The organism is Amycolatopsis sp. CFH S0740, assembly GCF_004522315.1.
In the GTDB taxonomy this organism is placed as follows: Bacteria; Actinomycetota; Actinomycetes; order Mycobacteriales; family Pseudonocardiaceae; genus Amycolatopsis; species Amycolatopsis nivea.
This window is the reverse complement of sequence record NZ_SDLS01000019.1, coordinates 38,884-61,007: the sequence shown is the minus strand read 5'-3', so window position 1 is coordinate 61,007 and position 22,124 is coordinate 38,884. Positions and strand designations below refer to the sequence as shown.

17 protein-coding genes are annotated in these 22,124 nt (G+C 71.1%); 9 read left to right on the top strand and 8 right to left on the bottom strand.

The genetic code is table 11. The annotated features are described in order from the left end of the window. Positions 1-121: 121 nt before the first annotated feature. Together EIZ45_RS28395 and EIZ45_RS28390 are read left to right on the top strand one after the other, a co-directional pair. Positions 122-1,057: an ATP-binding cassette domain-containing protein gene (locus EIZ45_RS28395; RefSeq protein WP_134666831.1), complete on the top strand. Its 936-nt coding sequence runs from the start codon at positions 122-124 to the stop codon at positions 1,055-1,057. Further along, entirely contained in the window at positions 1,054-1,887 is an 834-nt protein-coding gene (locus EIZ45_RS28390; RefSeq protein WP_134666833.1) for an ABC transporter permease, read from the top strand. Before EIZ45_RS28395 ends, EIZ45_RS28390 begins: the two co-directional genes overlap by 4 nt. Here the strand turns inward: EIZ45_RS28390 and EIZ45_RS28385 are convergent. Genes EIZ45_RS28385 through EIZ45_RS28365 form a run of 5 tightly spaced genes read right to left on the bottom strand, consistent with a single transcriptional unit; the run spans position 1,884 to position 13,648 of the window. Continuing rightward, the gene (locus tag EIZ45_RS28385; protein WP_240690792.1) at positions 1,884-3,026 is read right to left on the bottom strand and encodes a glycosyltransferase; all 1,143 of its coding nucleotides are present in this window, start codon (positions 3,024-3,026) and stop codon (positions 1,884-1,886) included. The genes EIZ45_RS28390 and EIZ45_RS28385 overlap by 4 nt on opposite strands. Further along, positions 3,002-3,778, bottom strand: a complete 777-nt coding sequence (locus tag EIZ45_RS28380) for an alpha/beta fold hydrolase (protein WP_134666835.1) — start codon at positions 3,776-3,778, stop codon at positions 3,002-3,004. The genes EIZ45_RS28385 and EIZ45_RS28380 overlap by 25 nt, the downstream gene beginning before the upstream one ends. Beyond that, positions 3,766-4,056 carry a phosphopantetheine-binding protein gene (locus EIZ45_RS28375; protein WP_134666837.1) on the bottom strand — a complete coding sequence of 97 codons (291 nt, stop codon included), beginning with the start codon at positions 4,054-4,056 and terminating at the stop codon, positions 3,766-3,768. Before EIZ45_RS28375 ends, EIZ45_RS28380 begins: the two co-directional genes overlap by 13 nt. Then, a complete protein-coding gene (locus EIZ45_RS28370) occupies positions 4,053-7,889 on the bottom strand; it encodes a type I polyketide synthase (RefSeq protein ID WP_134666840.1) in 3,837 nt (1,278 codons plus the stop codon). The genes EIZ45_RS28375 and EIZ45_RS28370 overlap by 4 nt, the downstream gene beginning before the upstream one ends. Then, positions 7,883-13,648: a type I polyketide synthase gene (locus EIZ45_RS28365; RefSeq protein WP_134666842.1), complete on the bottom strand. Its 5,766-nt coding sequence runs from the start codon at positions 13,646-13,648 to the stop codon at positions 7,883-7,885. The genes EIZ45_RS28370 and EIZ45_RS28365 overlap by 7 nt, the downstream gene beginning before the upstream one ends. A gap of 272 nt (positions 13,649-13,920) precedes the next feature. Here EIZ45_RS28365 and EIZ45_RS28360 point away from each other — a divergent pair, with 272 nt between their 5' ends. From EIZ45_RS28360 to EIZ45_RS28345, 4 genes are all read left to right on the top strand, one after another. Further along, a complete protein-coding gene (locus EIZ45_RS28360; protein ID WP_134666845.1) occupies positions 13,921-14,709 on the top strand; it encodes an SDR family oxidoreductase in 789 nt (262 codons plus the stop codon). A 1-nt stretch (position 14,710) separates the two neighbouring features. Beyond that, positions 14,711-15,673 (top strand): aldo/keto reductase, encoded by a 963-nt coding sequence (locus EIZ45_RS28355; protein ID WP_134666847.1) that lies wholly within the window; start codon positions 14,711-14,713, stop codon positions 15,671-15,673. 271 nt (positions 15,674-15,944) lie between these two features. Beyond that, complete coding sequence (locus EIZ45_RS28350) at positions 15,945-17,147, top strand: LppP/LprE family lipoprotein (protein WP_134666849.1); 1,203 nt, start codon at positions 15,945-15,947, stop codon at positions 17,145-17,147. A 71-nt stretch (positions 17,148-17,218) separates the two neighbouring features. After that, a complete protein-coding gene (locus EIZ45_RS28345; RefSeq protein ID WP_134666851.1) occupies positions 17,219-17,641 on the top strand; it encodes a hypothetical protein in 423 nt (140 codons plus the stop codon). Positions 17,642-17,707: 66 nt separating this feature from the next. Here EIZ45_RS28345 and EIZ45_RS28340 read toward each other — a convergent pair whose 3' ends face one another. Continuing rightward, the gene (locus EIZ45_RS28340) at positions 17,708-18,076 is read right to left on the bottom strand and encodes a hypothetical protein (protein ID WP_037812704.1); all 369 of its coding nucleotides are present in this window, start codon (positions 18,074-18,076) and stop codon (positions 17,708-17,710) included. A gap of 133 nt (positions 18,077-18,209) precedes the next feature. On the opposite strand from EIZ45_RS28340, the gene EIZ45_RS28335 reads away from it, so the two are divergent. Both EIZ45_RS28335 and EIZ45_RS28330 read left to right on the top strand, forming a co-directional pair. Then, on the top strand, positions 18,210-18,830 hold the full coding sequence (locus tag EIZ45_RS28335) for a TetR/AcrR family transcriptional regulator (RefSeq protein WP_134666853.1): 621 nt from the start codon (positions 18,210-18,212) through the stop codon (positions 18,828-18,830). A 19-nt stretch (positions 18,831-18,849) separates the two neighbouring features. Continuing rightward, complete coding sequence (locus EIZ45_RS28330; RefSeq protein ID WP_134666855.1) at positions 18,850-19,719, top strand: SAM-dependent methyltransferase; 870 nt, start codon at positions 18,850-18,852, stop codon at positions 19,717-19,719. A 20-nt stretch (positions 19,720-19,739) separates the two neighbouring features. Here the strand turns inward: EIZ45_RS28330 and EIZ45_RS28325 are convergent, their stop codons facing one another. Both EIZ45_RS28325 and EIZ45_RS28320 read right to left on the bottom strand, forming a co-directional pair. Then, complete coding sequence (locus tag EIZ45_RS28325; RefSeq protein ID WP_240690793.1) at positions 19,740-20,561, bottom strand: hydrolase; 822 nt, start codon at positions 20,559-20,561, stop codon at positions 19,740-19,742. An 87-nt stretch (positions 20,562-20,648) separates the two neighbouring features. Beyond that, positions 20,649-21,242, bottom strand: a complete 594-nt coding sequence (locus EIZ45_RS28320; protein ID WP_134666857.1) for a TetR/AcrR family transcriptional regulator — start codon at positions 21,240-21,242, stop codon at positions 20,649-20,651. A gap of 102 nt (positions 21,243-21,344) precedes the next feature. Between EIZ45_RS28320 and EIZ45_RS28315 the strand changes: the two genes are divergently transcribed. Beyond that, positions 21,345-22,118, top strand: coding sequence for a DUF4345 domain-containing protein (locus tag EIZ45_RS28315; protein WP_134736084.1), 774 nt, complete (start codon positions 21,345-21,347; stop codon positions 22,116-22,118). The last annotated feature ends 6 nt before the right edge of the window (positions 22,119-22,124 follow it).

The following is a 22,124-nucleotide window of genomic DNA, read 5'->3' as shown; positions in this document are numbered from 1 at the left end:
CTTGTCACGCGCGTGCTATTCGCCGCGCGGAAAACTGTTACGCCGGGGACAGCGGGCGACCGGATTCTTGCTTTTCCCGGCGGCCTCTCGTTACCTTTTCCGGGAATGGGAAGGAGCGGCCATGCGCCCGCCGGTCATCGCCGTGACGGACCTCGTCAAGAAGTACCGCGAAGTCACCGCGCTCGCGGGGATCAGCCTCGCCGTCGCCCCCGGGACTGTGCTCGCGGTCCTCGGGCACAACGGAGCCGGGAAAACCACCCTGATCGACATTCTCAGCACGCGGATCCGGCCGAGTTCCGGCACCGCCCGGGTTTGCGGGCACGACGTCGTCCGGCGCGGGCGCGCGATCCGGCGGCGGATCGGGGTCACCGGGCAGTTCGCCGCGGTCGACGACGCGTTGTCCGGACGCGGGAATCTGCGGCTGATCGCGCGGCTGCTGGGTGCGAAACCGGCGCAGGCGCGAGCGCGCGCCGCCGAACTGATCGCGTCGTTCGGGCTCGAGGACGCGGCGGACCGGCCCGCCGGGTCCTACTCCGGCGGCATGCGGCGGCGGCTCGACCTGGCCGCCGGGCTGGTGGGCGCGCCGGAAGTGCTGTTCCTCGACGAGCCGACCACCGGACTCGACCCGGTGAGCCGGGCCGCGTTGTGGAACGTCGTCGAGGAACTGGCCGCGCGCGGCACCACGATCGTGCTGACCACCCAGTACCTCGAAGAGGCGGACCGGCTGGCCGACCACGTCGTCGTGCTCGGGCTCGGGCGCATCACCGTCTCAGGCACGCCCGCCCAGCTCAAAGCGCGGCTCGGCAGCCGCACCGCGACGCTGACCCTGGGCAGCGAACTCACCGTGCGCCGCGCGGTGGACGCGGTGTCCCGCCTCGGTCTTTCAGCGGGCCGCGCCGGGCTGACGCTGACCGTCCCGCTGCGCGGGCCTGGCGACATCACGATGCTGGTGCGCGCACTCGACGCGGCCGAAGCTCCGCTGCGGGATCTGACGGTGACCGAGCCGACGCTCGACGACGTGTACCTGTCCCTGCACACGGCTGCCGCGAACTCGTGACGCAATCCCGCCACCGCGCACCGGCCGCGGTCCTCGCCGATCCGCCGAGGTGGCCCGAAACCACCTTCTGGACCCAGGTCCGCGTACTCGCCGCCCGCTCGCTGCGCACCGCGTTCGGCGACTGGCGGCTGGTGTTCTTCGGCTTGCTGCAACCGGTGGTCCTGCTGCTGCTCTTCAGCCAGGTGTTCAGCGGCGTCGGCGCGCTGCCGAGTGTCGCGGCCTATCAGGGATACGTGAACTTCCTGGTGCCCGCGACGCTGGTCAACATCTCGATGACGACCGCGATGAGTTCGGGCGCGGGTCTGCTCGCGGAGATCTACAGCGGGTTCACCGCGCGGCTGCGCTGCCTGCCGATCTCGCTGTTCTCGGTGCTGGTGGCCCGCACCCTCGCCGATTCCGCGCGGCTGTGCGTGCAACTGGTCGTGACCTCGGCCGCGAGCGTGCTGTTCCTCGGCTTCCGCCCGGCCGGCGGAGTGCTCGGGCTCAGCCTGGCCCTGGTGCTGACGCTGGTCGTGGGCTGGTGCCTGAGCTGGGTGTTCGTCGCGATCACGACGTGGCTGCGCAAGGCCGAGACGCTTCAGGCCGCGTCGTTCGTGGTGATGTTCCCGCTGATGTTCTCCTCCAGCGCGTACATGCCGCTGGACTCGATGCCGCAGTGGGTCCGCGCGGTGTCGGCGGTCAACCCGCTGACGTACGCGATCGACGCGACCCGGGCGCTGGCCTTGGCCCGCCCGATCGGCTGGTCGGTCGCGGCGGCACTGGCGATCGCGGCGGTGGCTGCGGTGGTGGGGAGTACGTTGGCTGCGCGGACGTTCCGCGACCGCAGCTAACCCGCCCGCGCCAACGCCTCCAACCGAGACGCAGCCTCCGGCGCACCCCCAGCCGCGGCGAACGACGCGCCGATCCGCGCCGCACCCGCGCGATACTTCTCGGCCGACTCCACCGCCGCACGGATGTCGGCAGCGCGAGCACGATCGAAACGCAACCGAACCCCCGCCTGCGCCGCGACCACCTGCTGAGCCAGCATCGACTGGTCATCACGAATCGGAGCGAGCACCAGCGGCAACCCAGCCGCCAATGCTTCGCACACCGTGTTGTGTCCGCCGTGGCAAACCACCACCGACGCCTGCGAGAACACCTCGACCTGCGGGATCCGCCACGCCAGCGCGACTTCCTCGCTCTCCAGCGTGCCGGTCGGGTCGACGACCAGCCCTTGGACGTGCGGCATTCCGGCCAGCGCGGCGACGCTCTCGGCGAGAAACCGCTCTCCCGCCGCAGCATTCGACGTGCCGAGAGTCACCACCACGAGCGGTCGAGTGTCCACAAAGGACCGCGCGAACCCGTTGGGGGAAGCGGGAAGCACCGGGCCGACGTAACAGACCGGTGCGGAAACCCGTGGCCGCCCAGCCAAGGCGCGCGTCGTGAAGGCCAGCACCAGGTGCGGCGAGAACCGCAGGTCGGCGACGCGGGCTCCGTGCCGTGCGCACAATCCCGTCTGGAGCCCGGCCACCCACGACGCGATCCTCGGCATCGAGGCGAGCGGATCGGCCAGTTCGGTGGACGTCGAGGCCGACGTCGCCCACGGCAGCCCGTGGCGCGCGGCGACCAGCGGGCCCGCCAGCGCCTGCTGGTCGGCCACGACGACGTCGGGGCGGAAAGCGTCGACGGCGAGCTGGACGCCCGGAACCATCGCGTCGGCGAGCGGGACCAGATAGGACTCCCAGAGGTACTTCAACGCGGCGAACCCGCGCAGCTCCGGAGGCCGCAGCGCCACCGAAAACGGCCGGGAGTCGCCCGCCGCGAACACCTGCCCGGCGACCAGTCCGGACACTCCCGGCGAGGGCCCGCACCAAGCCACCTCGTGGCCGCGCGCGGACAGCTCCTCGGCCACCCCGCGCAGCGGTGCGATGTGCCCGGCCAGCGGCGGGACGACGAGCAGGAACCTCATGCCGAATGCCGTCCGATCCATTCCAGCACCAGCTTGCGCACCTCGCGATGCTGTTCCACGAGCACCGAATGCCCCTGCCCTTCGAACACGTGCAGTTCGCCGCGCGGGAGCATCGAGGTGAGCGCTTCGAGGTCGTCGGCCTGGTAGCCGTGGCTGCCCAGCACGGACAGCACCGGGCAGCCGATCGCCGCCACCTGTTCCCAGGAGAGCAGCGGCCCGAGCGGCACCTCCTCGGCCATTTTCGTGGACGTGATCCGCTCGGCGGCCAGCCGCGCCAGCCGCCGGTGGTGTGCGCTGAAGTTCGCCTCGATCCAGTCGAAGCTTTCCTCCTCCTGGAGGAAACGCACGGTGTGCGCGAGGATTTCGCTCATTTTCCCGGCCCACGCCTCGGTCGCGGGCTCCGACTCGATGCAGACGATGCTGCGGACCCGCGACGGGTTGGCGACCGCGTAGCTGTAGGCGAGTGTCCCGCCGAAGCTGTTGCCCACCAGGTGCACCGGCTGCTCGACACCGAGCTGCCCCAGCAGATCGTCGAGGTCGGCGACGAAATCGGCCAGCGTGTACCCGCGCACCGGCCGCTCGGTCTTGCCGTGGCCGCGCAGGTCGTAGCTGATCACGTCGATGCCCGCGGCCGCGACCGGGGGCGCGAGCGTCAGGTAGAAGCTCGCGAGGCTGTCGGTGCCCATGCCGTGCAGGAAGACCACGGTCTCGGCGCCGCCCGCGCGGACGAGCTGCACGTTGGTGCGCAGCCCGTTCACCGTCATCGTGGGCACGTGCGCTCCCCCACGAACCGGGCGATGTCGCCGACGGTCAGCCCGATGACGTCGTCGAGGTCCTTCTCCGCCAGGTACTCGGCGAGGTTGACGTCCTCGCCGAAGTGCTCGGCCAGGATGCTCGCGAAGGTCACCAGGTCGATGCTTTCCAGCTGCAGGTCTTCGTGGAACGTCGTGTCGGGCGTGATCTCGGCGCCGAGCACGTCGGCGTCGCCGACCAGCTCGCCGAGCAGTTCCGCGACGACGTCGAAGACAGCCGAGGCGTGGTCGATGGTCATGTCGTGCTCCTGAGTTGTGCGATAGCGGTGTCCCCGTTCAGCTCAACGGAAACAGCGAAACGAGGCAGCTCCCGACCCCGGCCGGACACCCGGCCGTCGGCATGCACGCGGATCTCGGCCGGGTAAATCTCTTCGGCCAACTCCGCGCGGACAGCGTCCTTCGCCGCGATCCGGGTCAGCAGCCAGCCACGCTGCTCGCGCGGTGGTACCGCGGCGAATTCGGCCCGTTCCTCGGCCGCGAGGTAGACACCGGCGTAAATCTCGCGCGCGGCGACCGTCGGCCAGCGGTCGGTGACAGACACGCGACCGCCGTCCAGGCGCTCGGAAAGCAGGTGCTGGTGCGGGAAGGCGTAGACGCGATGGGCCGCGCGGTCGCACGGGAACCGGACGTCCCGCCAGCCCTCGACGGTCGCGAGCACCTGGCCGTCGCGCACCAGTTCGGCGTCCATTTCCAGCACGTCCGGCCGGGGCAGCCGCGTTCGCACCAGGCATTCGACCCGGGTGCCCGGTCCGGGTTCCGCGGCGTGCCAGGTGATCCGGCCGATCGAGCGAGGGAAGGCGAGCAGATCGTCGGACCGGGTCGCCATCAGCCAGCAGCCCAGCAGCTGGCCCACGTTGTCGAGCAGCCCGCCGGGAGCGGACGGCACCACCAGCTCGCCCCGGATGTGCTGTTCGCCGAGACCGGTCAGCCGGGCCAAGCCTTGGTACGCCGGGCCGTGGAACATCTCGCGGCGTGCGTAGATTTCGGCCGCGGCCAACGGCGGCGGGGTTTCCGGTGCCGGAATCCGCGTGCGGGGCGGCGATGGCCGGAACGGGCCCAGCTCGACGGTCAGCAGTGCGTACGGTCCGATCTCGACAGTCACCTGGTCGCCCCGGCGGCTGAGCGACAGCGGCACCTGCTGGGCAGGAGCGGCGATCAGCCACCGCGAGAACACCGCGTCGCGCACTGTGGCCGCGGTCGTGCCCGGCCAGGTCCGTTCGACGGCCCGGCAGGCGAGGTCCACCAGCGTGGTCGCGGGCACCACCGGGCGGAAGTCGGTCTCGTCGGGCCAGTCGTCGCGCTGCCGGAAGAACCGGTGGTCGCGCAGGTACGGCATCGCGGCGAGCGATACGTCCACAGTGGACTCCACCGGACGCTGGACCGCAGCCGCGACGACGTCCGCCGCGCTCTGGCGGGTCTGGTCGAGCAGCGCGCGGAACTCCGCGGCGATCGCCTCGGGCGTCCCGGCGGGCAGCTCCGGCAGGCTCCGGTCTTCGAGCAGCCCACGCGCCCGTTCCCCGAGTGTCAACAACGGTCGCCCGGTGTTCAGCCGGATCCGCCGCGGCTCCGCGGCTGCGAAGTCGGGTGCGCCGCCTTCGGTCCACAACGCCGTCGCGACCCGGCGGAGCTGAGCGAGCCCGGAGCGGGTTCCGGATCCGGCTGCGACGACCAGGTGCCGCCGGTCGCCGAGCGTGTCGGCGACGAACGAGCCCAGCTGCCCAGCGCCGACCTGGACGAACACGCAGAATCCATCCTCGTGCAGCGCCTCGGTGAGCTCGCGGAAGCGGACCGGGCGCACGAGGTGCTCCAGGTACAGCCGGCGGATCGCGTCCGGTTCGGCGGGATAGGGCCGCGCGGTCGTGGCCGACCACACCGGCACAGCGGGTTCGCGCAACTCCAGCTCCGCCGCGAGCCGCGTGAACGGCTCCAGGTGCGGCCGCAGCAACGGCGTATGGAACCCGGACCGGAACGGCAGCGTCCGCGCCACGATTCCCTTGCTGCGGCACGACTTGGCGAACGCCGCTATCGCGTCCGGCGGACCGCACACGATCGTCTGCTGCGCCGCGTTTTCGTGGGAGACAACGAGGTCTTCGGTGAGCAGTTCGGCCGCTCGCCCGGCTGGGCAGCCCAGCACCAGGTAGTCCGCGGCGGGCAGTTCGAATCCTTCCGGCCAGTACCGGTCCAGCAGATCCGGCTCCGGCCGGTACATCCCGGCGGCCTGCATCGCGGTCCACTCGCCGGCGCTGTGCCCGGCGAGCGCGTCCGGGCGGATCGCCAGCCGCCGCAACGCCTGGTCGAGCACGAGCCCGGCTGCCGACACGCTCGCCGCCCGCGCGGGCACGCTCGCGGTCGACCAGTGCGGACGGTCGAGTCCGAAGTGCCGGGCGACGTCGGCGAGGCGCGGTTCGGCGTCCGCTTCCAGCCCCGGATACAGGAACACGGTTTTCCCGTGCGGCAACAGCGGATCGGCGGTGCACCAGAGGTCGGCGCTGTGCCATGCCCGGCCGGTGGCCGCGACTTTCCCGATCACCTTGCGAGCCATGGCCAGTTTGCGTTCGTCCGGGCCGACGATCCCGATCCGGCACCGCCCGTCCCCCGGCTCCCCCGGCCGGTCAAGGCGGTCCAGCAGCTCCGCCGGGGAGTTCGCGGCCAGCCGCAGCACGTGTTCCGGCTCGGTGACGCGTGCTTTGCGCTTCGGCGCCGGATCCCCAGCCTCCACCACCAGGTGCGCGTTCACGCCGCCGAACCCGAACGCGCTCACCGCGGCCACGCGCGGCAACGCGCCCCACGGCTCGGCTTCGGCCAGCACGCGGAACCGCGTCTTGTCGAGCAACGGGTTCGGGTCGCCGCAGTGCAGCGTCGGCGGAAGCACCTCGTGGTGCAGCGCGAGCGCCACCTTGACCAGCCCGGCGACCCCGGCCGTCGACAGCGTGTGCCCGATCATCGACTTGACCGAGCCGATCACCGCGCGCGGACCGACGGTCGTGCCGAACACCTCGGCGACGGTGGTCAGCTCGGCAGCGTCCCCGGCGGGCGTGGCCGTGCCGTGCGCCTCCAGCAGGCCGATTCCCGCCGGGTCCATTCCGTCCCACGCCCGGCGCAGCGCGAGGGTCTGGCCCGCGACCGACGGGCTGAGCAAGCTCGCGCCCCGCCCGTCGCTCGACGTGCCGCTGCCCCGCAGCACGGCGTACACGCGGTCGCCGTCGCGCCGGGCGTCGGCCAGCCGCTTGAGCACGACGATCGCGGTGCCCTCCCCGATCAGCATCCCGTCGGCGCCGCGCGAGAGCGGGCTGATCCGCTGGCTCGGCGACAGCGCGCCGAGCTGGGTGAACAGCGACCAGAGCGTGTCATCGTGCGTTTGGTGCACGCCGCCGGCGAGTACGGCGTCGCAGCGTCCCCTCGCCAGTTCCCCGATCGCCTGGTCGACCGCGACCAGCGACGACGCACACGCGGCGTCGACGGTGTAGGCCGGGCCGCCGAGGTCGAGCCGGTTCGCCACACGGGCCGCGGCGAGGTTCGGCACCAGCCCGGCGGCGGTCTCCGGCCGGAACTCGCCGAGGGTTTCGCGCAACGCCGTGCGCAGCCGGTCGAGCACGTCCGGGCCGGCGGACGGGACCAGTTCGCCGACCGTGCGGGCGATCTGCCGGACCGTGCGGACCCGCTGGTCGAATCCTTGCAGCCCCGGCGAAAGGTAGCCGCCGCGGCCGAGCACGACGCCGATCCGTTCGGGGTCGCCGAGTTCGCTGAGGCCGCCGGCGTCGTCGACCGCGGCCACCGCGACCGCGAGCGCCGTCAGCTGGTCCGGCTCGATCCCGGCCAGCGACGTCGGCGGCACGCCGTGGGCGGCTGGGTCGAATTCGAGCGTGTCCGGAGCGAATCCGCCGCGGCGGCCGTGCGTCCGGTCCGGCGCGGAGCCGGCTTGCCCATGGAACGCCGGGTCGCGGCGATCCTCCGGAATCTCGGTGACGGCGTCGGCGCCTTCGACAAGATTCCGCCAGTACTGGTCCACAGTGGACGCTCCCGGGAGGAAAACGCCCATCCCGACGAGCGCGACCGGTTCCTGCCTCACCATAGCGACGCCGTGTACAGGACCGCGCGATCAGTTCCGTAGGCGAGTTCGCGCAACAGAGCCGCGACGCCTTCCCCGGCGTCGAGCAGGGCGACCTCCCGGCGTTCGTACTCGCGGGCCAGCTCCGGCGAAACCATCCCGCTGTGGTCAGCGCCGGGGGCCCACGGTCCCCAGTGGACAGTGACCGCGCGGCCGGGCCAGCTCGTGCTCAGCGATTCCAGAGCGTCGTTCGCCGCGGCGTAATCGGTCTGGCCGCGGTTGCCGAGCACTGCGGCGATGCTGCCGAAGAAGGCGACGAACCCGGGTTCAACCCCGAACTCCGGCAACGCCGAGAGCAACGCGCGCGCACCGTCCACTTTGGTCTCGAAGACGGTGCGGAACGACTGTTCGTCCTTGTCCGCCATGAGCTTGTCGTCGATCACGCCCGCGGCGAAGACGACGCCGTCGATCCGGCCGTGCCGCGCCACGAGGTCTTTGACCAGTTGGTGCACGGCGTTCGCGTCGCGTACGTCGAGCGACTGGTACGCGGGGTCGCCGCCCACAGCCCGGATCTCGTCAAGGGTGCGGCCGATCTCGCGCTGCGCCAGGACGGTCCGCACCTGGCGTTCGATGTCGGCCACCGATCCGCCGCGTCCGGCGAGCACGGCCCGCATCGCGGCGGGGTCGGCGGGCAGGTCGTCGGGTTCGCCGGGCCACGGAGTGCGTCCGGCGAGTTCGATCCGGCAGCCGGACTCGGCGAACGCGACCGCCGCGCGGGCGGTGATCCCGCGCGCCCCGCCGACGAGCAGGACCAGGGAATCCGGGCCGAGGTCCAGCGCGGCGAGTTCGCCGCCGCCCGGCCCGGCCCCGGAGTAGGCGATCGACCCGAGTTCCTGATGCTGCGGCTCGATCGTGAAGCGGCCGTCGTGGTCATGGCCGACGACGGACGGGCCGTCGCTGCAGGCTTCGTCGACCAGCACCTTCGCGAGGTCTTGCCCGACCTCGACCAGCCGGGTGGTGCCCGCGCGTTCCAGCGCGGCCGAGCGGACCAGGCCGCGAAGCCCGGCAGTTCCCGGCTCCGCCGCGATCAGGACATCTCCATGCAGCGCCTTGAGCCGGGTGAACAGCTCCGGGGCCTCGGTGCCTCCGGCGAGCAGCACGGTGAGGTCGGCGTCCTCGGTGACGACTTTCGCTCCGGCGCACGCGAAAGCCTCGCGGACCGACGCGTCGCCGCCCAGCACCGCCACGGACTTTCCGCGCAGCCGCGTGGGATCCGGGTCGAGCGGCACCGGCACTCTGGCCAGCCGGTACCGCTTCGGCGCGGCCGCCGCCGGGGCGGGCGACAACCAGCTCTCCAGGTGCGCGGTGAGGGCGTTCGCGGTCCGGTCGCGGCTGAGCTGATCGGTGCGGTCGTCGGCGGGCAGGCCCAGTTTGCCCAGCAGGGTTCCGGCGATCTCGGTCCGTTTGATCGAGTCGATCGACAGGTCCGCCTCGAGATCGAGGTCGCCCGCGATCATCTCCGCCGGATAGCCGGTGCGTTCGCTGATCACGCCGATCACTGTCGTCAGCACGTCGGCGGGCGCTGCCTCGATCGCCGCTGGTTCCGGTGCGGCCACCGGCTCCTCGATCACCGGGACGAGCGCCGGGGCGGCTGGCGCGGGTGCGGCGGGCGCGGTGCCCAGGTAGCCGAGCATCACGTCGCGCTGCGCCGCGACGAGTTCGCGGGCGGTACGCAGGAAGTCGACGACCGCTTGGTCGCGGCTGGGGGCGGGCTCGGTCATCGCGGTGCTCCGTATCCGTCGGGCAGGCGGGAGGGCGGGGGTTTCGGCGCCGGGTGCGCGGACGGACCGGCCGTCGACTGCCCAGGCGGTGTCGGCGGGTTCGGGGCGCGACGGCCGGACCAGCCGTTCGGTGCGGACGGCGACGCCCGCTTGGGCGAGGCGGGACAACGCGGTCAGGAATCCGTTGAGGCCAGGTCCGCACGCGACCGCGGTGTGCGGGCGGTCTCCGAGGATCTCCCCCACCAGCGCGGTCAGCACCCGGCCGGGCCCGACCTCGACGAACGTCCGCGCGCCCGCCGCGTACATCGATTCGATCTGGTCGAGAAACCGCACGGGTGCGCCGATCTGCGCCGCGAGTTCGCCGCGGACGTCGCCTTCGTACGGTTGCGCCATCCGGTTCGACCACACCGGCAATCGGGGCGCGGAGAGGTCTTCCTCGGCAAGCGCCGCGGCGAAGGCGTCGCCAGCTCCGGCGACCAGCGGGCTGTGGAACGCGCAAGCCACCGGGATCCGCTTGGCCGCGATGCCGGTCTCGCGCAGCCGCCGGATCGCGCGTTCCACCGCGGGGACCGGCCCGGACAGAACGCTTTGCTCGGGTGCGTTGTGGTTGGCCACCACGACGTCCGGGCCGATCAGGGTCGAGGTGAGGACGTCGCGCGACGCCTTCACCGCGGCCATCGTGCCGGGTGCGGCGACGTCGGCGATGGCCTTCGCCCGGGCCCGGCTGAGCCGCACGAGGGTCGCGGTGTCGAACGCGCCCGCGACCGACAGCGCGACCAGTTCGCCGTAGCTGTGCCCGCCGAGGAAGTCCGGCCGCACGCCGACTTGGTCCAGCAGCCGCGCCACCGCGGTTTCGACCAGCCCCAGCGCGGGCTGCGCGACGCGCGTGTCGGTCAGCGCGTTCTCTTGCGCCGCAACGGAATCAGGGTCGAAGGCATTCGGCGGGAAAGCGGTTGCGGCGACGTCGGGGGCGAGGCGCAGGACGTCGGACAGTTCGGGGAAGTGCACGAACAGCTCGGCGAGCATGCCGACGCGCTGGCTGCCCTGGCCGGGGAACAAGAACGCGACTTTGCCGGGATCAGCCGCGCTCGGGGCGATGCCGGCGAGGGTCTCCGCGGTTCCGGCAGGCCAGTCGCGGAGCCCGTGCCGCCGGTCGGGAGCGACTGGGCCCGCCCCGAGCACGGCGTGGAAATTCGTACCGCCGAAACCGAACGCGCTCACTCCGGCCAGCCGCGCCGGATCCGCCCACGGCCGGGCCGGGGTGGTGAACGTGAACGGGCTGGCCGCCGGGTCCCAGGCCGTGGTGGGCTTGGCCAGGTGCAGCGTCGGCGGGACGACCTCGTGCCACAGCGCGAGCGCGGCCTTGATCAGCCCGGCCAGCCCGGCCGCGCACTTCGTGTGGCCGATCTGGCTCTTGACCGAACCGAGCGCGCAGGAGCCCGGCGTGGCCCCGGACTCAGCGAAGAAGCTCGTCAAAGTGCGCAGTTCGGTCGCGTCGCCGACGACCGTTCCGGTGCCGTGCGCCTCCACCAGCCCGACGTCCGCCGGGGACACCCCGGCGTCGCGGTAGGCCCGTTCCAGCGCGCGAGCCTGCCCTTCCGGACGCGGCGCGGTGAGCCCCAGCGCCTTCCCGTCGCTCGCCGCGCCCACCCCCTTGACCACGGCGTAGATCCGGTCGCCGTCGCGTTCGGCGTCGGCGAGCCGTTTGAGCACCAGGCAGGCGACGCCCTCGCCGAGCGCGATGCCGTCGGCGGACGCGTCGAACGGACGGCACCGCCCGGTCGGCGACAACGCGCCGGCGGCGGTGAACATCAGGTAGTCGTGGATGCCGTTGTGCAGGTCGACCGCCCCGCACAGCACGAGCGAACTGGTTCCGCTGCGCAGTTCCTTCACCGCGAGATCCAGTGCGGCCAGCGAGGATCCGCAGGCGGCGTCGACGGTGTAGTTCGCGCCGCCGAGGTCGAGCCGGTTGGCGATCCGGCCGGAGATGACGTTGGCGAGCGTGCCGGGGAAGGTGTCCTCGGTCGGTTCGGGCAGCTGGTCCCGGAGTTCGCTCGGGACCTCCTCGAAGTAGCCGTCGAGCAGCGAGCGCAGCGTGCCCGCGTTCGCGAGGTCGCCGCCTGCCTCGGCGCCGAAGACGACGCTCGTGCGTTCCCGGTCGAACTCCCGGTCTTCGTACCCGGCGTCGGCCAGCGCGCGGCGCGCGGTCTCCAGCGACACGAGCTGCGCCGGGTCGATGCTGCTCATCGCGGACGGCGGAATGCCGTAGTCCAGCGGGTCGACCGGCAGCGGCGGCAGGAAACCGCCCCACTTCGACGTCGACTGTCCGAAGTAGACTTCCGGATCCCAGCGCTCGGGCGGCACCTCGGCGACCGAATCCTCGCCGCGCAGGATGTTCGACCAGAACGCTTCGAGATCAGGCGCGCCCGCGAAGGTACCGGCCATGCCGATGACGGCGATGTCACGGCTCGCCGTCTCCGTCTCTTCGACGGGGCGCGCGAATGTCCGTCCCGAGGAGACTTCGGCGTGCAGTTCCGCGATCGTGGTCCGGCGGTCGCGCAGCACGGCGACCTCCCCGGCCATGTACATCCCGTCGGCGAGCTGGGTCTGCGCGCTCAGCCGCGTTCCGTCGCGGCGCACGCCCTTGCTGGCGATCCGCGACCGTCCGGTGTTCAGCTCCTCGAGCCGTTGCCAGGCCTGCCGCGCGGGCACGTCGGTCAGGTCTGCCTTGAGCTGCTGGAACTCCGTCGTGTACGGGCTGAGCAGGCAGCGCGTGCGATGGCCCGGCGCGGTTTCGAGGGTGACAGTGGTGTCGGCGGCGAGCACGCATTCCTGGAACAGCCGAGTGATCGCGCCGTGCTGCACGGCTTCCTTGGTGAAGAGGTAGGCGGTGCCCAGCAAAACGCCCGCACCGTCGAGCGGCGCGGCCATCGCGGCGACCATCGCGGCCGAACGGGCGTCGTGGATCCCGCCCGCGAACAGCACCTCGACGTCCTTCTCCCCCGCCAGGACAGCCAGCTGCTCTTCCCACAGCTCGAAGCTCGACCGCGGTCCGACGTGGCCGCCGCATTCGGCTCCCTCGAACACGAACCGGCGCACCCCGGCGTCGAGGTACTGGCGGAGCAGGATCGGCGAGGGAACGTGCAGGAAGGTCGCGATGCCCTCGGCTTCCAATGCCTTGGCCTGCCCCGGTTTCCCGCCCGCGATCAGCACACAGCGCGGCCGGGCGGCCCGGATCGCGGCGAATTGCTCGGCGCGCAGGTCATCGGGGACGAAGCCGAGGATGCCCGCGCCCCATGGCCGGGTACCGAGCCGTTCGGCGGTGCCGCGCAACAACTCGGCCGTGCGCGCGCCGTTCGCGGTAGCCACTGCGATGAACGGAAACCCGCCCGCGTCCGCGACCGCGGCGGCGAACGCGGGCTGGTCGCTGACGCGCGTCATCGGGCCTTGCACGATCGGCAGCGCGGTGCCCAGCGTGCGGCACAGCCGGTCGCCCAACGCTGCCGAGGGCAGCTCCGCGCCGATGATCCGGCGGACGCTGGCCTCCGTCGCGGACGGCAGGAGCACCCCCGCCGCGCCGCCCGCGAGCGCGCCCACCGCCGTCCGCTCTCCGGCCGCGCGGCCCCACACCGGGACGTCGAACCTGCCGAGAAGCTGTTGCAGCAGAACGAACTCGCTCAACTCGCCGACCCCGGCGACGAGCCCCAGCGCACCGCCGCGGACCGCTTCGGCGGCGGTTGCCGCGTCAGTCACCTCGGCGAGCGCGCCCTGCCACGGCGCTTTCGTCCGGATCGCGAAGGCCGCGCCCGCGGGCAGCGGACCGTCCGTGCGCACGCCGTAGGGCACGCGAACCCGGGCCGCGACCAGGCGCAGCTCGACCGGGTCGGCCCCGTCGAGCACGCCCAGCCCGCCGCCGCGCGCGACGGCCGCCACCGTGTCGGGATCGCCGACGCCCAGGCACCGCAGCCGTCGAGCGTGCGACGGCGGGACGAGCTCGACCATCGGCTGACCTCCTGTACCGGGATGGGCAGTGGTGCGCGGACGGTCGCCGCGGAACCGTTTACAGCAATAACGCATGGGCTGCGGAAAACGCAATACCGGCCGGGAATAATTGCCGCGGAGCGTACCACCGGCCCCCTCGCCGTGCTAATGTCCGAAACCGTGGACCGACCCCTCATCAAGCCGCTGAGCAGGGCTTTTGTCATGCGAATGACAGTCCGGAAATACACTTTGCTCACCCCGGTAACACTGTCGCCGAAAATAGTGGAGAACAGGTGGAACTGATCGGACGGGTAGTCGTGCTCACCGGCGCGGCGCACGGAATCGGCGCCGCCATGGCCCGCAGATTCGCCGCCGAGGGCGCGAGCGGGGTGGTCGTGTCCGACCTCGACGCGGACGGCGCCGAACGCGTGGCGGCCGGGATCCGGGACGCGGGCGGGCGGGCCGTCGCGGCGGTGACCGACGTGACGTCCAAAAAGGACTTGAAAGCGCTGGTCGCGGGCGCGCGAGCCGAGTTCGGGCCGGTGGACCTGTTCTGCGCCAACGCGGGCGCCGCGTTCGGCACCGGTCTGCACGCCGCGGACGAACAGTGGGCGAAATCCTGGGAAATCAACGTGATGCAGCACGTGCACGCCGCGCAGGCGGTGCTGCCCTCGATGCTCGCCCGCGGCGAGGGCTGCCTGCTGCTCACTGCGTCGGCCGCCGGTCTGCTCGGCGTGCCGGGCGACGCGCCGTACTCGGTCACCAAGCACGCGGCCGTCGCACTGGCCGAATGGCTCGCGATCACCTACCGGCCGCGCGGGGTGCGGATCAGCGCGCTGTGCCCGCTCGGCGTGCGCACCGCGCTGCTGGAGCCGGGCCTCGCCGCGGGCCACCCGGCCGCGCTGGCGATCGCGGCCGCCGCGCCGCTGCTCGAACCCGAGGACGTCGCCGACGCCGTCGTGCGCGGGCTCTCCCGGGACGAATTCCTGATCCTGCCGCACGAAACGGTGCGCGAAACGTTCGCCCGCAAAGCCAGCGCGGTGGACGCGTGGATCACCGAGATGGCCGCCCAAGGAGGCTGAAGTGGAATACCGCAGGCTCGGCACCAGCGGCCTCGCCGTCAGCGAAATCGCCTACGGCAACTGGTACAACCACCACGCCCCCGGCTGCGTCGCCGCGGCGCTGGACTCGGGCGTCACGACGTTCCACACGGCCGCGGCCTGGGACGGCGGCGCCGCGGAAGCCGCCTTCGGCACGGCGTTCGCCGGCGCCCGCCGCGACGATCTGGTCCTGTGCACCGGAGTGTTCTGGCCCGAAGGCCCCGGGCCCAACGACGCCGGACTGAGCCGCAAACACGTGATCGCGTCCCTCGAAGGCTCGCTGCGGCGGCTGCGCACCGACTACATCGACGTCTACCAGCTCTTGAGATTCGACTACAAGACACCGGTCGCGGAGACGTTCCTGGCCCTGTCGGACCTCGTGCGGCAAGGCAAAGTGCGCTACGTCGGCACCGCGGAGTGGACGGCGGACCAGCTGGCGCAGGCAGCCGAGGCGGCCGCGCGGTACGACGTGCCGCTGATCTCGAACCAGGCGCACTACTCGATGCTGTGGCGCGTGCCGGAGGCACAGGTGATCCCGGTGTCCGACCGGCTCGGCATCGGCCAGTTCGCCGCTGTCCCGCTGGCACAAGGCGTCCTGACGGGCAAGTACGGCAACGGCACGGTCCCGCCGGGCTCGCGTGCGACCGGACCGGCGTACGCGCGCCCGCTGCGGTACCCGGAACTGGTCGACCGAGTCGAACTGCTGCGCGGCGTCGCCGACGACGCGGGGTTGACCATGGCGCAGCTGGCGCTCGCCTGGACCCTGCAACACGAAACCGTCGCCGCGGCGGTGGTCGGGGCGAGCACGCCGGAACAGGTGACTGAGAACGCGAAGGCCGCGGGTGTCCGGCTCGATCTGGATGTGCTGATGCGAGTGGACCAACTGCTGGGCAGCTTCGTGCAGACCGATCCCCGGCTCGTGTGGATGCCGCCGCCGGGGAACTGACGCGACGTCGGCGGCAAATGGGCACCGCTGGACCACCAGCCGCAGCTGCGCGGCAGCGCTGGCGCCGAGTACCGCCCGGATGACGCCTTCTCGTTGATCGACAAGGTGTTCTGCGCCTGAGCGACGTCCGATGGACAGCCGAGTTCAGGCGTCTCGTGGACAGCGCAACCCGCTCCAGCCTGTGCCGCTCGAGCAGCACGAGTATTTCAGCGCTCGGTAACACGCTCCGGGATCCCGCCGTCTGTCCTGGTACAGACGAGGAGTTCACGCGATGATCGGTTCCCATTCTGGCGGCCCCGCGCCGTGGCCGGGCGCGGTGCCCGCCGCGTTCCCGTGCCCGTACTGCGCACAGCAGGTCCCGGCGGGCACGGTGCGCTGCTGGCGCTGCGGCAACCGACTGGCTGCCGAGGCCACGCCGGGCGACACCGTCCGGCGGTTCGCCGCCGCGACCGGGCTGGCCGCGGGCGGCGTGCTGGTCGGGGTGTCGCCGGTCCTGCCGTGGTTTCAGGTCGTGCTGCTGGGGAACGCGAGCCTGTTCGACGTCGCTCGCCTGGCAAGCAGCCGAACCGTGCCGCTCGTCTTTCTTCCCGCGGCTCTGGCGGTCTGCGGGGCCGCCGCGATCGTCGCGGCCGTCGTGCTGCGGGAGGGCGTCGCGGTCCGGGCGACTGGCTTCGTCCTGTTCGGCGTCTCCGGTGTCCTGGCCGGATTGCTCCTCTTCAGCCTGCTGAGCGGTCTCGACAGCGCTGGCGGCCTCCTGCGCATCGGGCTCGGCCCCTGGGTCAGCGTCGCCGGTGCGCTCTTCATGCTCGTCGGCGCGGTGGTGCCGCAGCCTGCCGTCCGGCCACCGCGCACCGACGGCCGCACCGTCTTCTCCGCTATCACCTGCGCGGTCGCCATCGTGGTCGCCGCGCTGGGTCTGACCGCCGCCACCGGCATCGACAGAACGACCCGCAGCACGACGGACCCGACGCTGGCCGCCCCCTCGTCGCCGGAACCCGTTCTCCCGGTGCCGTCCACCAGCGACCCGCAGCCAAGCAACGCCCCGACCTCCACCGTGACCAAGGATTCAGCGCCCCCGGCCGCCCCGCGCGACACCCTCGCCGACGCCGAAGCAGTCGTCCAGGCGAAGGGCTACCGCCCCTATCCAGCCACCTCCTGGGAATCGGCCGACGGCCTGCAGGTCGTCCTCGCCACCATCGCCGAGTCGGCTGACGGCTACGCGAACCGGGCCTTCTTCTTCCACGACGGCAAGTACCTCGGCACCGACACCTCGGTGGACAGCGCCGGCATCCAGGAAGCGTGGTCTACTGACACCACCATCGCCCTCTCGTACGAGATGTACAACGCCGAAGACCCGCAGTGCTGTCCCACCGCCGACGCGGCGACAGTCCGCTACCACTGGACAGGAACCCGCCTCGTCCCCCTCGACGCGATACCGCCCGCCGACCCGAGTGCGAGCCCGAGCCGACGCTGACCTGAACTGCCGGAACCGACCTGTATCCGCAACAACCCAGCTTCGCGGCCGAACGTGAGATGGAGTCGCCGTTGCCCACCCTTTCAGCCCCTGACCAAGACAGTGGACCGAGCGGGGCGCTTCCCCTCACGTTCGGCCGGGTTTTTCGCCCGTGGCGCTATGCCGTCAGCCATTCGGAACTTCGGTTGCGCACCGTCGACACCGAAGCCGGCGACCTGATCGAAGCCGCCTTCTTCGGGGTGGTCGGGATGAAACTCAAATCCCTCTATCAGTCCCTGACCATAGACTACGCAGACCGTGCGCAGACCGCGGAAACACTGCGGTTCGCAGACATCAAAGAGAAGTCCGCCCATCACGTGCGATGTTTGACACTCCACTCGACCGGCGACAGCGGATTCATCGCGTGCCTCAGTTTTGTCGTCAGATCCTATCCCGCTGGATCCGACCCCGACCGCACCGACAATTCTGCTTTGATCGCGAGGAGCAATCGCTAAGGTACCTTTCTGACACTTCGTTAAGCCGGATGCGAAAGCCTCGTCCAGCGTGCACCCCGGCAGACCTCACTCCACCGCGGGACCGATCGGCCCGAGCACCCCGGTCTCGGTCCGGACCCCTTCTTTGAGTTCGATGAACAGGGCGTGACTGTCGGTGTCGCCGATGTTGTGCCCGGCGTGCTGCTGAGCGGCCAGCCAGCCGACCTTGCCCGCGGTCAGCTCCAGGTCGTGCGTGCTGTCGTCGGCGGCGTACATCCGGCGGCGGAACGAACTGAGCACCACCAGCACGCTGTCGGGATGGGCGTGGCGGGTGGTGCGGTCGCCGGGCTTGTCGGTGTATTCGAGCACGCGGACGCGCTCGTTCTCGAACACCACGTGGTAGTGCTCCGGGTTGGTGACAGTGGGATCCAGGGCGGTTGCCGCATCGATGGTCATGACTGCCTCACCGAGAAGGTTCGAGGTCCGCCCGGCGGGCGCCGGACGTGCGGCCCGGCCGCCGTCGCGGCGGGTACCGCAACGGAGGATTTTATTGCACGCATGCGTGCATGTAAATGAGTAGACTGGACGCATGCCTCGCCGTTATTCAATGCAGACCCGGCGCCGCGCCAGCGAAGAAGCGCGGACCCGCATCTTCGACGCGACCCTGGACGCCCTGGTCGCCTCGGGCGGGCAGCAGGTCACCATGCAGGAGATCGCCGAGCGGGCCGACGTGGCGCTGCGCACCCTCTACAACCACTTCTCCAGCCGCGACGAACTGCTGACCGCGGCGTTCGACCACCACACCGCGCAAACCCGTGCGGCCGTGGAGGATCTCGGCTTGCCCGACGCCGCGCCCGAACATCAGCTGCAGCACATCATCGAGGCGTACTACTCCCGGTACGAGCAGATGGGCCCGCGCCTCACCGTCCTGCTCGCCCAGCAGGACGCACCGGAGCTGGACGAGCAGATCCGCGCGATCCGCCGGTGGCGGCGCACCCTCCTGAACAGCATCGTCGAACGCGCCCACCGGGACGGCAGGCTCGCGGTGTCCGCGTCGGCCGCTCTCGCGCTGGCCTACACCCTGACCAGTCACGCCGGCTGGCAAACCCTGCTCGACACCTTCGACGGCGACACGGCATCAGCTGCGCGCGCCGCCACCGAGGCGTTAACCTCCGCGCTGTTCCACCAGCAGCCCAGCGTCGATCATTGACCTGACCGAGGAGCGCCTCATGGCAACCGGAGCCGACCGGACCGCGTTCGGGCCGATGGTCATCGTCGCCGCCGACCAGCACGAGGCCCGGCCGCTGATCGACGACCCGTGGGCCCGCCGCCTCCTGCCCGCCAGCGGGAGGCTCGCGGCCGCGCTGACGAAATACCGGCCGATCCGGCGAGCGCTGATCGCCGCGACCGAGAAGAAGATCCCCGGCCTGTGGGCGAGCATGCTGTGCCGCAAACGCTATGTCGACGATGCCCTCCGCGCGGCTCTCGACGAGGGCGGGCTCGAGGCGGTGGTCATCCTCGGCGCGGGCTTCGACACGCGCGCCTGCCGCCTGCCCTCGCTCGCGAAGATCCCGGTCTACGAGGTCGATCTGCCCGCCAACATCGACCGCAAACGCGCCGCGCTCACCAAGGCGCTCGGCCGCGTCCCCGCCAACCTGACGCAGGTGCCGGTCGACTTCAACACCGAAAACCTCGCCGACGCCCTCGCCCGGCACGGCTACCTCCCCGGTCGGACTTTCTTCATCTGGGAGGCAGTCACCCAATACCTCACCGAGGACGGCGTCCGCCGCACGTTCGACTTCCTGGCCACCGCGGCCGCGGGCAGCCGCCTGGTGTTCACCTTTGTCCGCAAGGACTTCCTCGACGGCACCCGCCTTTACGGCGCTGAAGCCGCCTACACCGAGTTCGTTCGCAAGCGGCCGCTCTGGCGCTTCGGTCTGACTCCCGACCGCGTCGAAGCCTTCCTCGCCGAATACGGCTGGCACGAACGAGAACAAGCCGGACCGGAGGAATTCGCCGCCCGGTACCTGCGGCCCGCCGGACGGGACCTGCCGGTGTCGGAGATAGAACGCTCGGTGCTGGCCGAGTTCACCGGCTGATCCCCGCCCGCGGAATCCGGTCAGGTCAGATGGTCGAATTCCCCGCTGACCCAACGGATATGCGCGTCGGCGGAACCATGCACGACCGCCTTGGCGTCCGCGTCGATCGTGTCGCCGCCGAGCGTGTACAGCCGGTCGTAGGACCAGCCGTCCAGCCGATCCACGATCCGCCGGACCACCGCAGCGGACAGTGGGATGTGCTTCGGGAAATTGCGCTGGAACGACACCCAATTCGGCGCCAGACCGCCGCTGATCGAGTCGCCGGACAGGATCGTGCCGTCCTGGGTGCGCAGCACGGCACTGCCCAGCATGTGCCCGCCGACCTGGATCAGCTCGACCCCCGGCACCGGCTCGGCGTGCTCGGTCCAGAACTCGAGCACAGGATCGGTGCGGCCCAGCCATTCCCGGCCCGCGGCGTTCACCAGCACCGGAACCCGCCCGAACGCGTGACTCCAGCTGACCTGGGCGGCGAACATGTGCGGATGACTGGTCGCGATGGCGGCGACCTCGCCGAGCGCCCGAACCGCGGCGAGCGTGTCCGGCTCGATGGAAGTCGGCGGATCCCACAACACGTTCCCCCGCGCGGTCCGCACGACGAACGACCACTGCCCGATCCCCACCACCGGTTCCCGTCGCAGACTGTGCACCCCGCGGCCGTGGTCCCGCTCCCGCACCACGTGCGGTTCGGCGGCAAGCTGTTCGTGAGTGCGCCAACTCCCCGAATGCGGGCCCAGGTCGCCGCGTTCCTCGATGCCGACCTCGCCGCGGTCCAGCACGCAGTGCGGGGGTTCCGGAGAGCCGGGTTGTTCGATGCCGCATCGGTCGCAGATCCACAATGTCATGATCGAGATTCTTGAACCTCGACCATGGTGGAGGTCAACCGCCGATCGACGAACCACGCCGGTTGCTCCCCCGACCTGGCTCGCGAGCTACCGAACGCCCGATGAATCCTCCAGCGCCGCAATCATTCCCGTCAGCGCGCCGAGGCTGACGGTCCGGACCTGATCGCGGGTGAGGCGGTCGTGTTCGAGCCATTCCAGGCACAGGGTGTGCACGAACATCAGCCAGGACGTGAGCGCCGCGGACATGGTGGCGCGCTGTGCGCCGCTGAGGCCGGTGGCGGCGAGCATGACGTCGTGCATGGCCCGGTGGTCGCCCAGCACGATGGCTTGCACGACGGGGTCGCCGGCGAGATCGCGGTTGGCGGCCAGCACGGTGTGGCGGTTGGCCGCGAAGTAGTCCATGTGCGCGTCGAGGCCGGCGGCGATCTGGTCGGTCAGCGGCAGGTCTGGCTCGATCCGGATCTCGGCCTGCAACTGCTCGGCGGCGCGCTGGTAGATCGCCGCGAACAGGACGCTCTTCTTCGGGAAATGCCGGTACAGCAGGGCGCGGGAGACCCCGGCGCGTTCGGCGACGCGGTCCATCTGCACCTGCTCGTAGGGCAATTCGGCGAACAGCTGCGCGCCGACGTCGAGGAGTTCGGCACGGCGCTGGTCCGGAGCGAGACGGCGGCGAGGCGGCATCGCCCCACCTTAGTTGACGCACGTCCACTAGCGCGGTTACGCTTCGGCGGCTTAGTAGACGCGTGTGTACTAACGGCGCGCATCCGGGACCGGGAGACGATCATGAAGGCCGTATTGCGGTGGTATCTCGTCGTTTTCGGGATCGCCTGCGCGCTGATCGCGCTGGCGCACATCCTGATCGGGCCGAGCACGATCATCGGCGCGAACACCCCGAACGCCACCCTCGACGGCGATCTGCGGTTCTCGATGCTGCTGTTCCTCGCCTACGGGATCGCCTGCGTGTGGGCCGCCCGGGACCTGGACCGGCACGCCGGCCTGATCCACCTCCTCATGCTGGTGTTCTTCGCCGGCGGGCTGGTGCGCTTGCTGACCGTCGCCTACTCCGGCTGGCCGCACTGGTTCTACGTCGCGATGCTGGTTGTCGAACTCGTCACGCCGCTGATTTATTCGCCCCTGCTGCAGAAAGCCACCGGACGCCCGGCGACCGCGGACCTCGCGGCGTTGACGCGGCAGGGCTTCCCGTTGCGAACAAAGGAAAACATCATGCTGGCCGGTTTCATCGCTTACCATTATCCGCGTCCGCATTACCGCGACGAGTTCTTCCGGCGCGTGGAAGGCGTCGCCCGGGTTTTCCGCAGTGCACCGGGGTTTCTGTCGGCGGATTGCTGGCTCACTGCAGACGGGGAAACCGTCGTGTGCGTAGCCAAAGCCGAATCTCGCGAAGCGCTCGAAGCCGCCATCATCCTGCGCCATTCGCCGCAGACCCGGCTCGCGCTCGACGCGGAGTTCGGCGAAGCGCCGCCCGGCGTCGTCGACGGCACGAACACCGAACTGTTCGCGCGCCCGCATCTGGTTCACCAGCTCGTGTCGCGGTAAATCCGG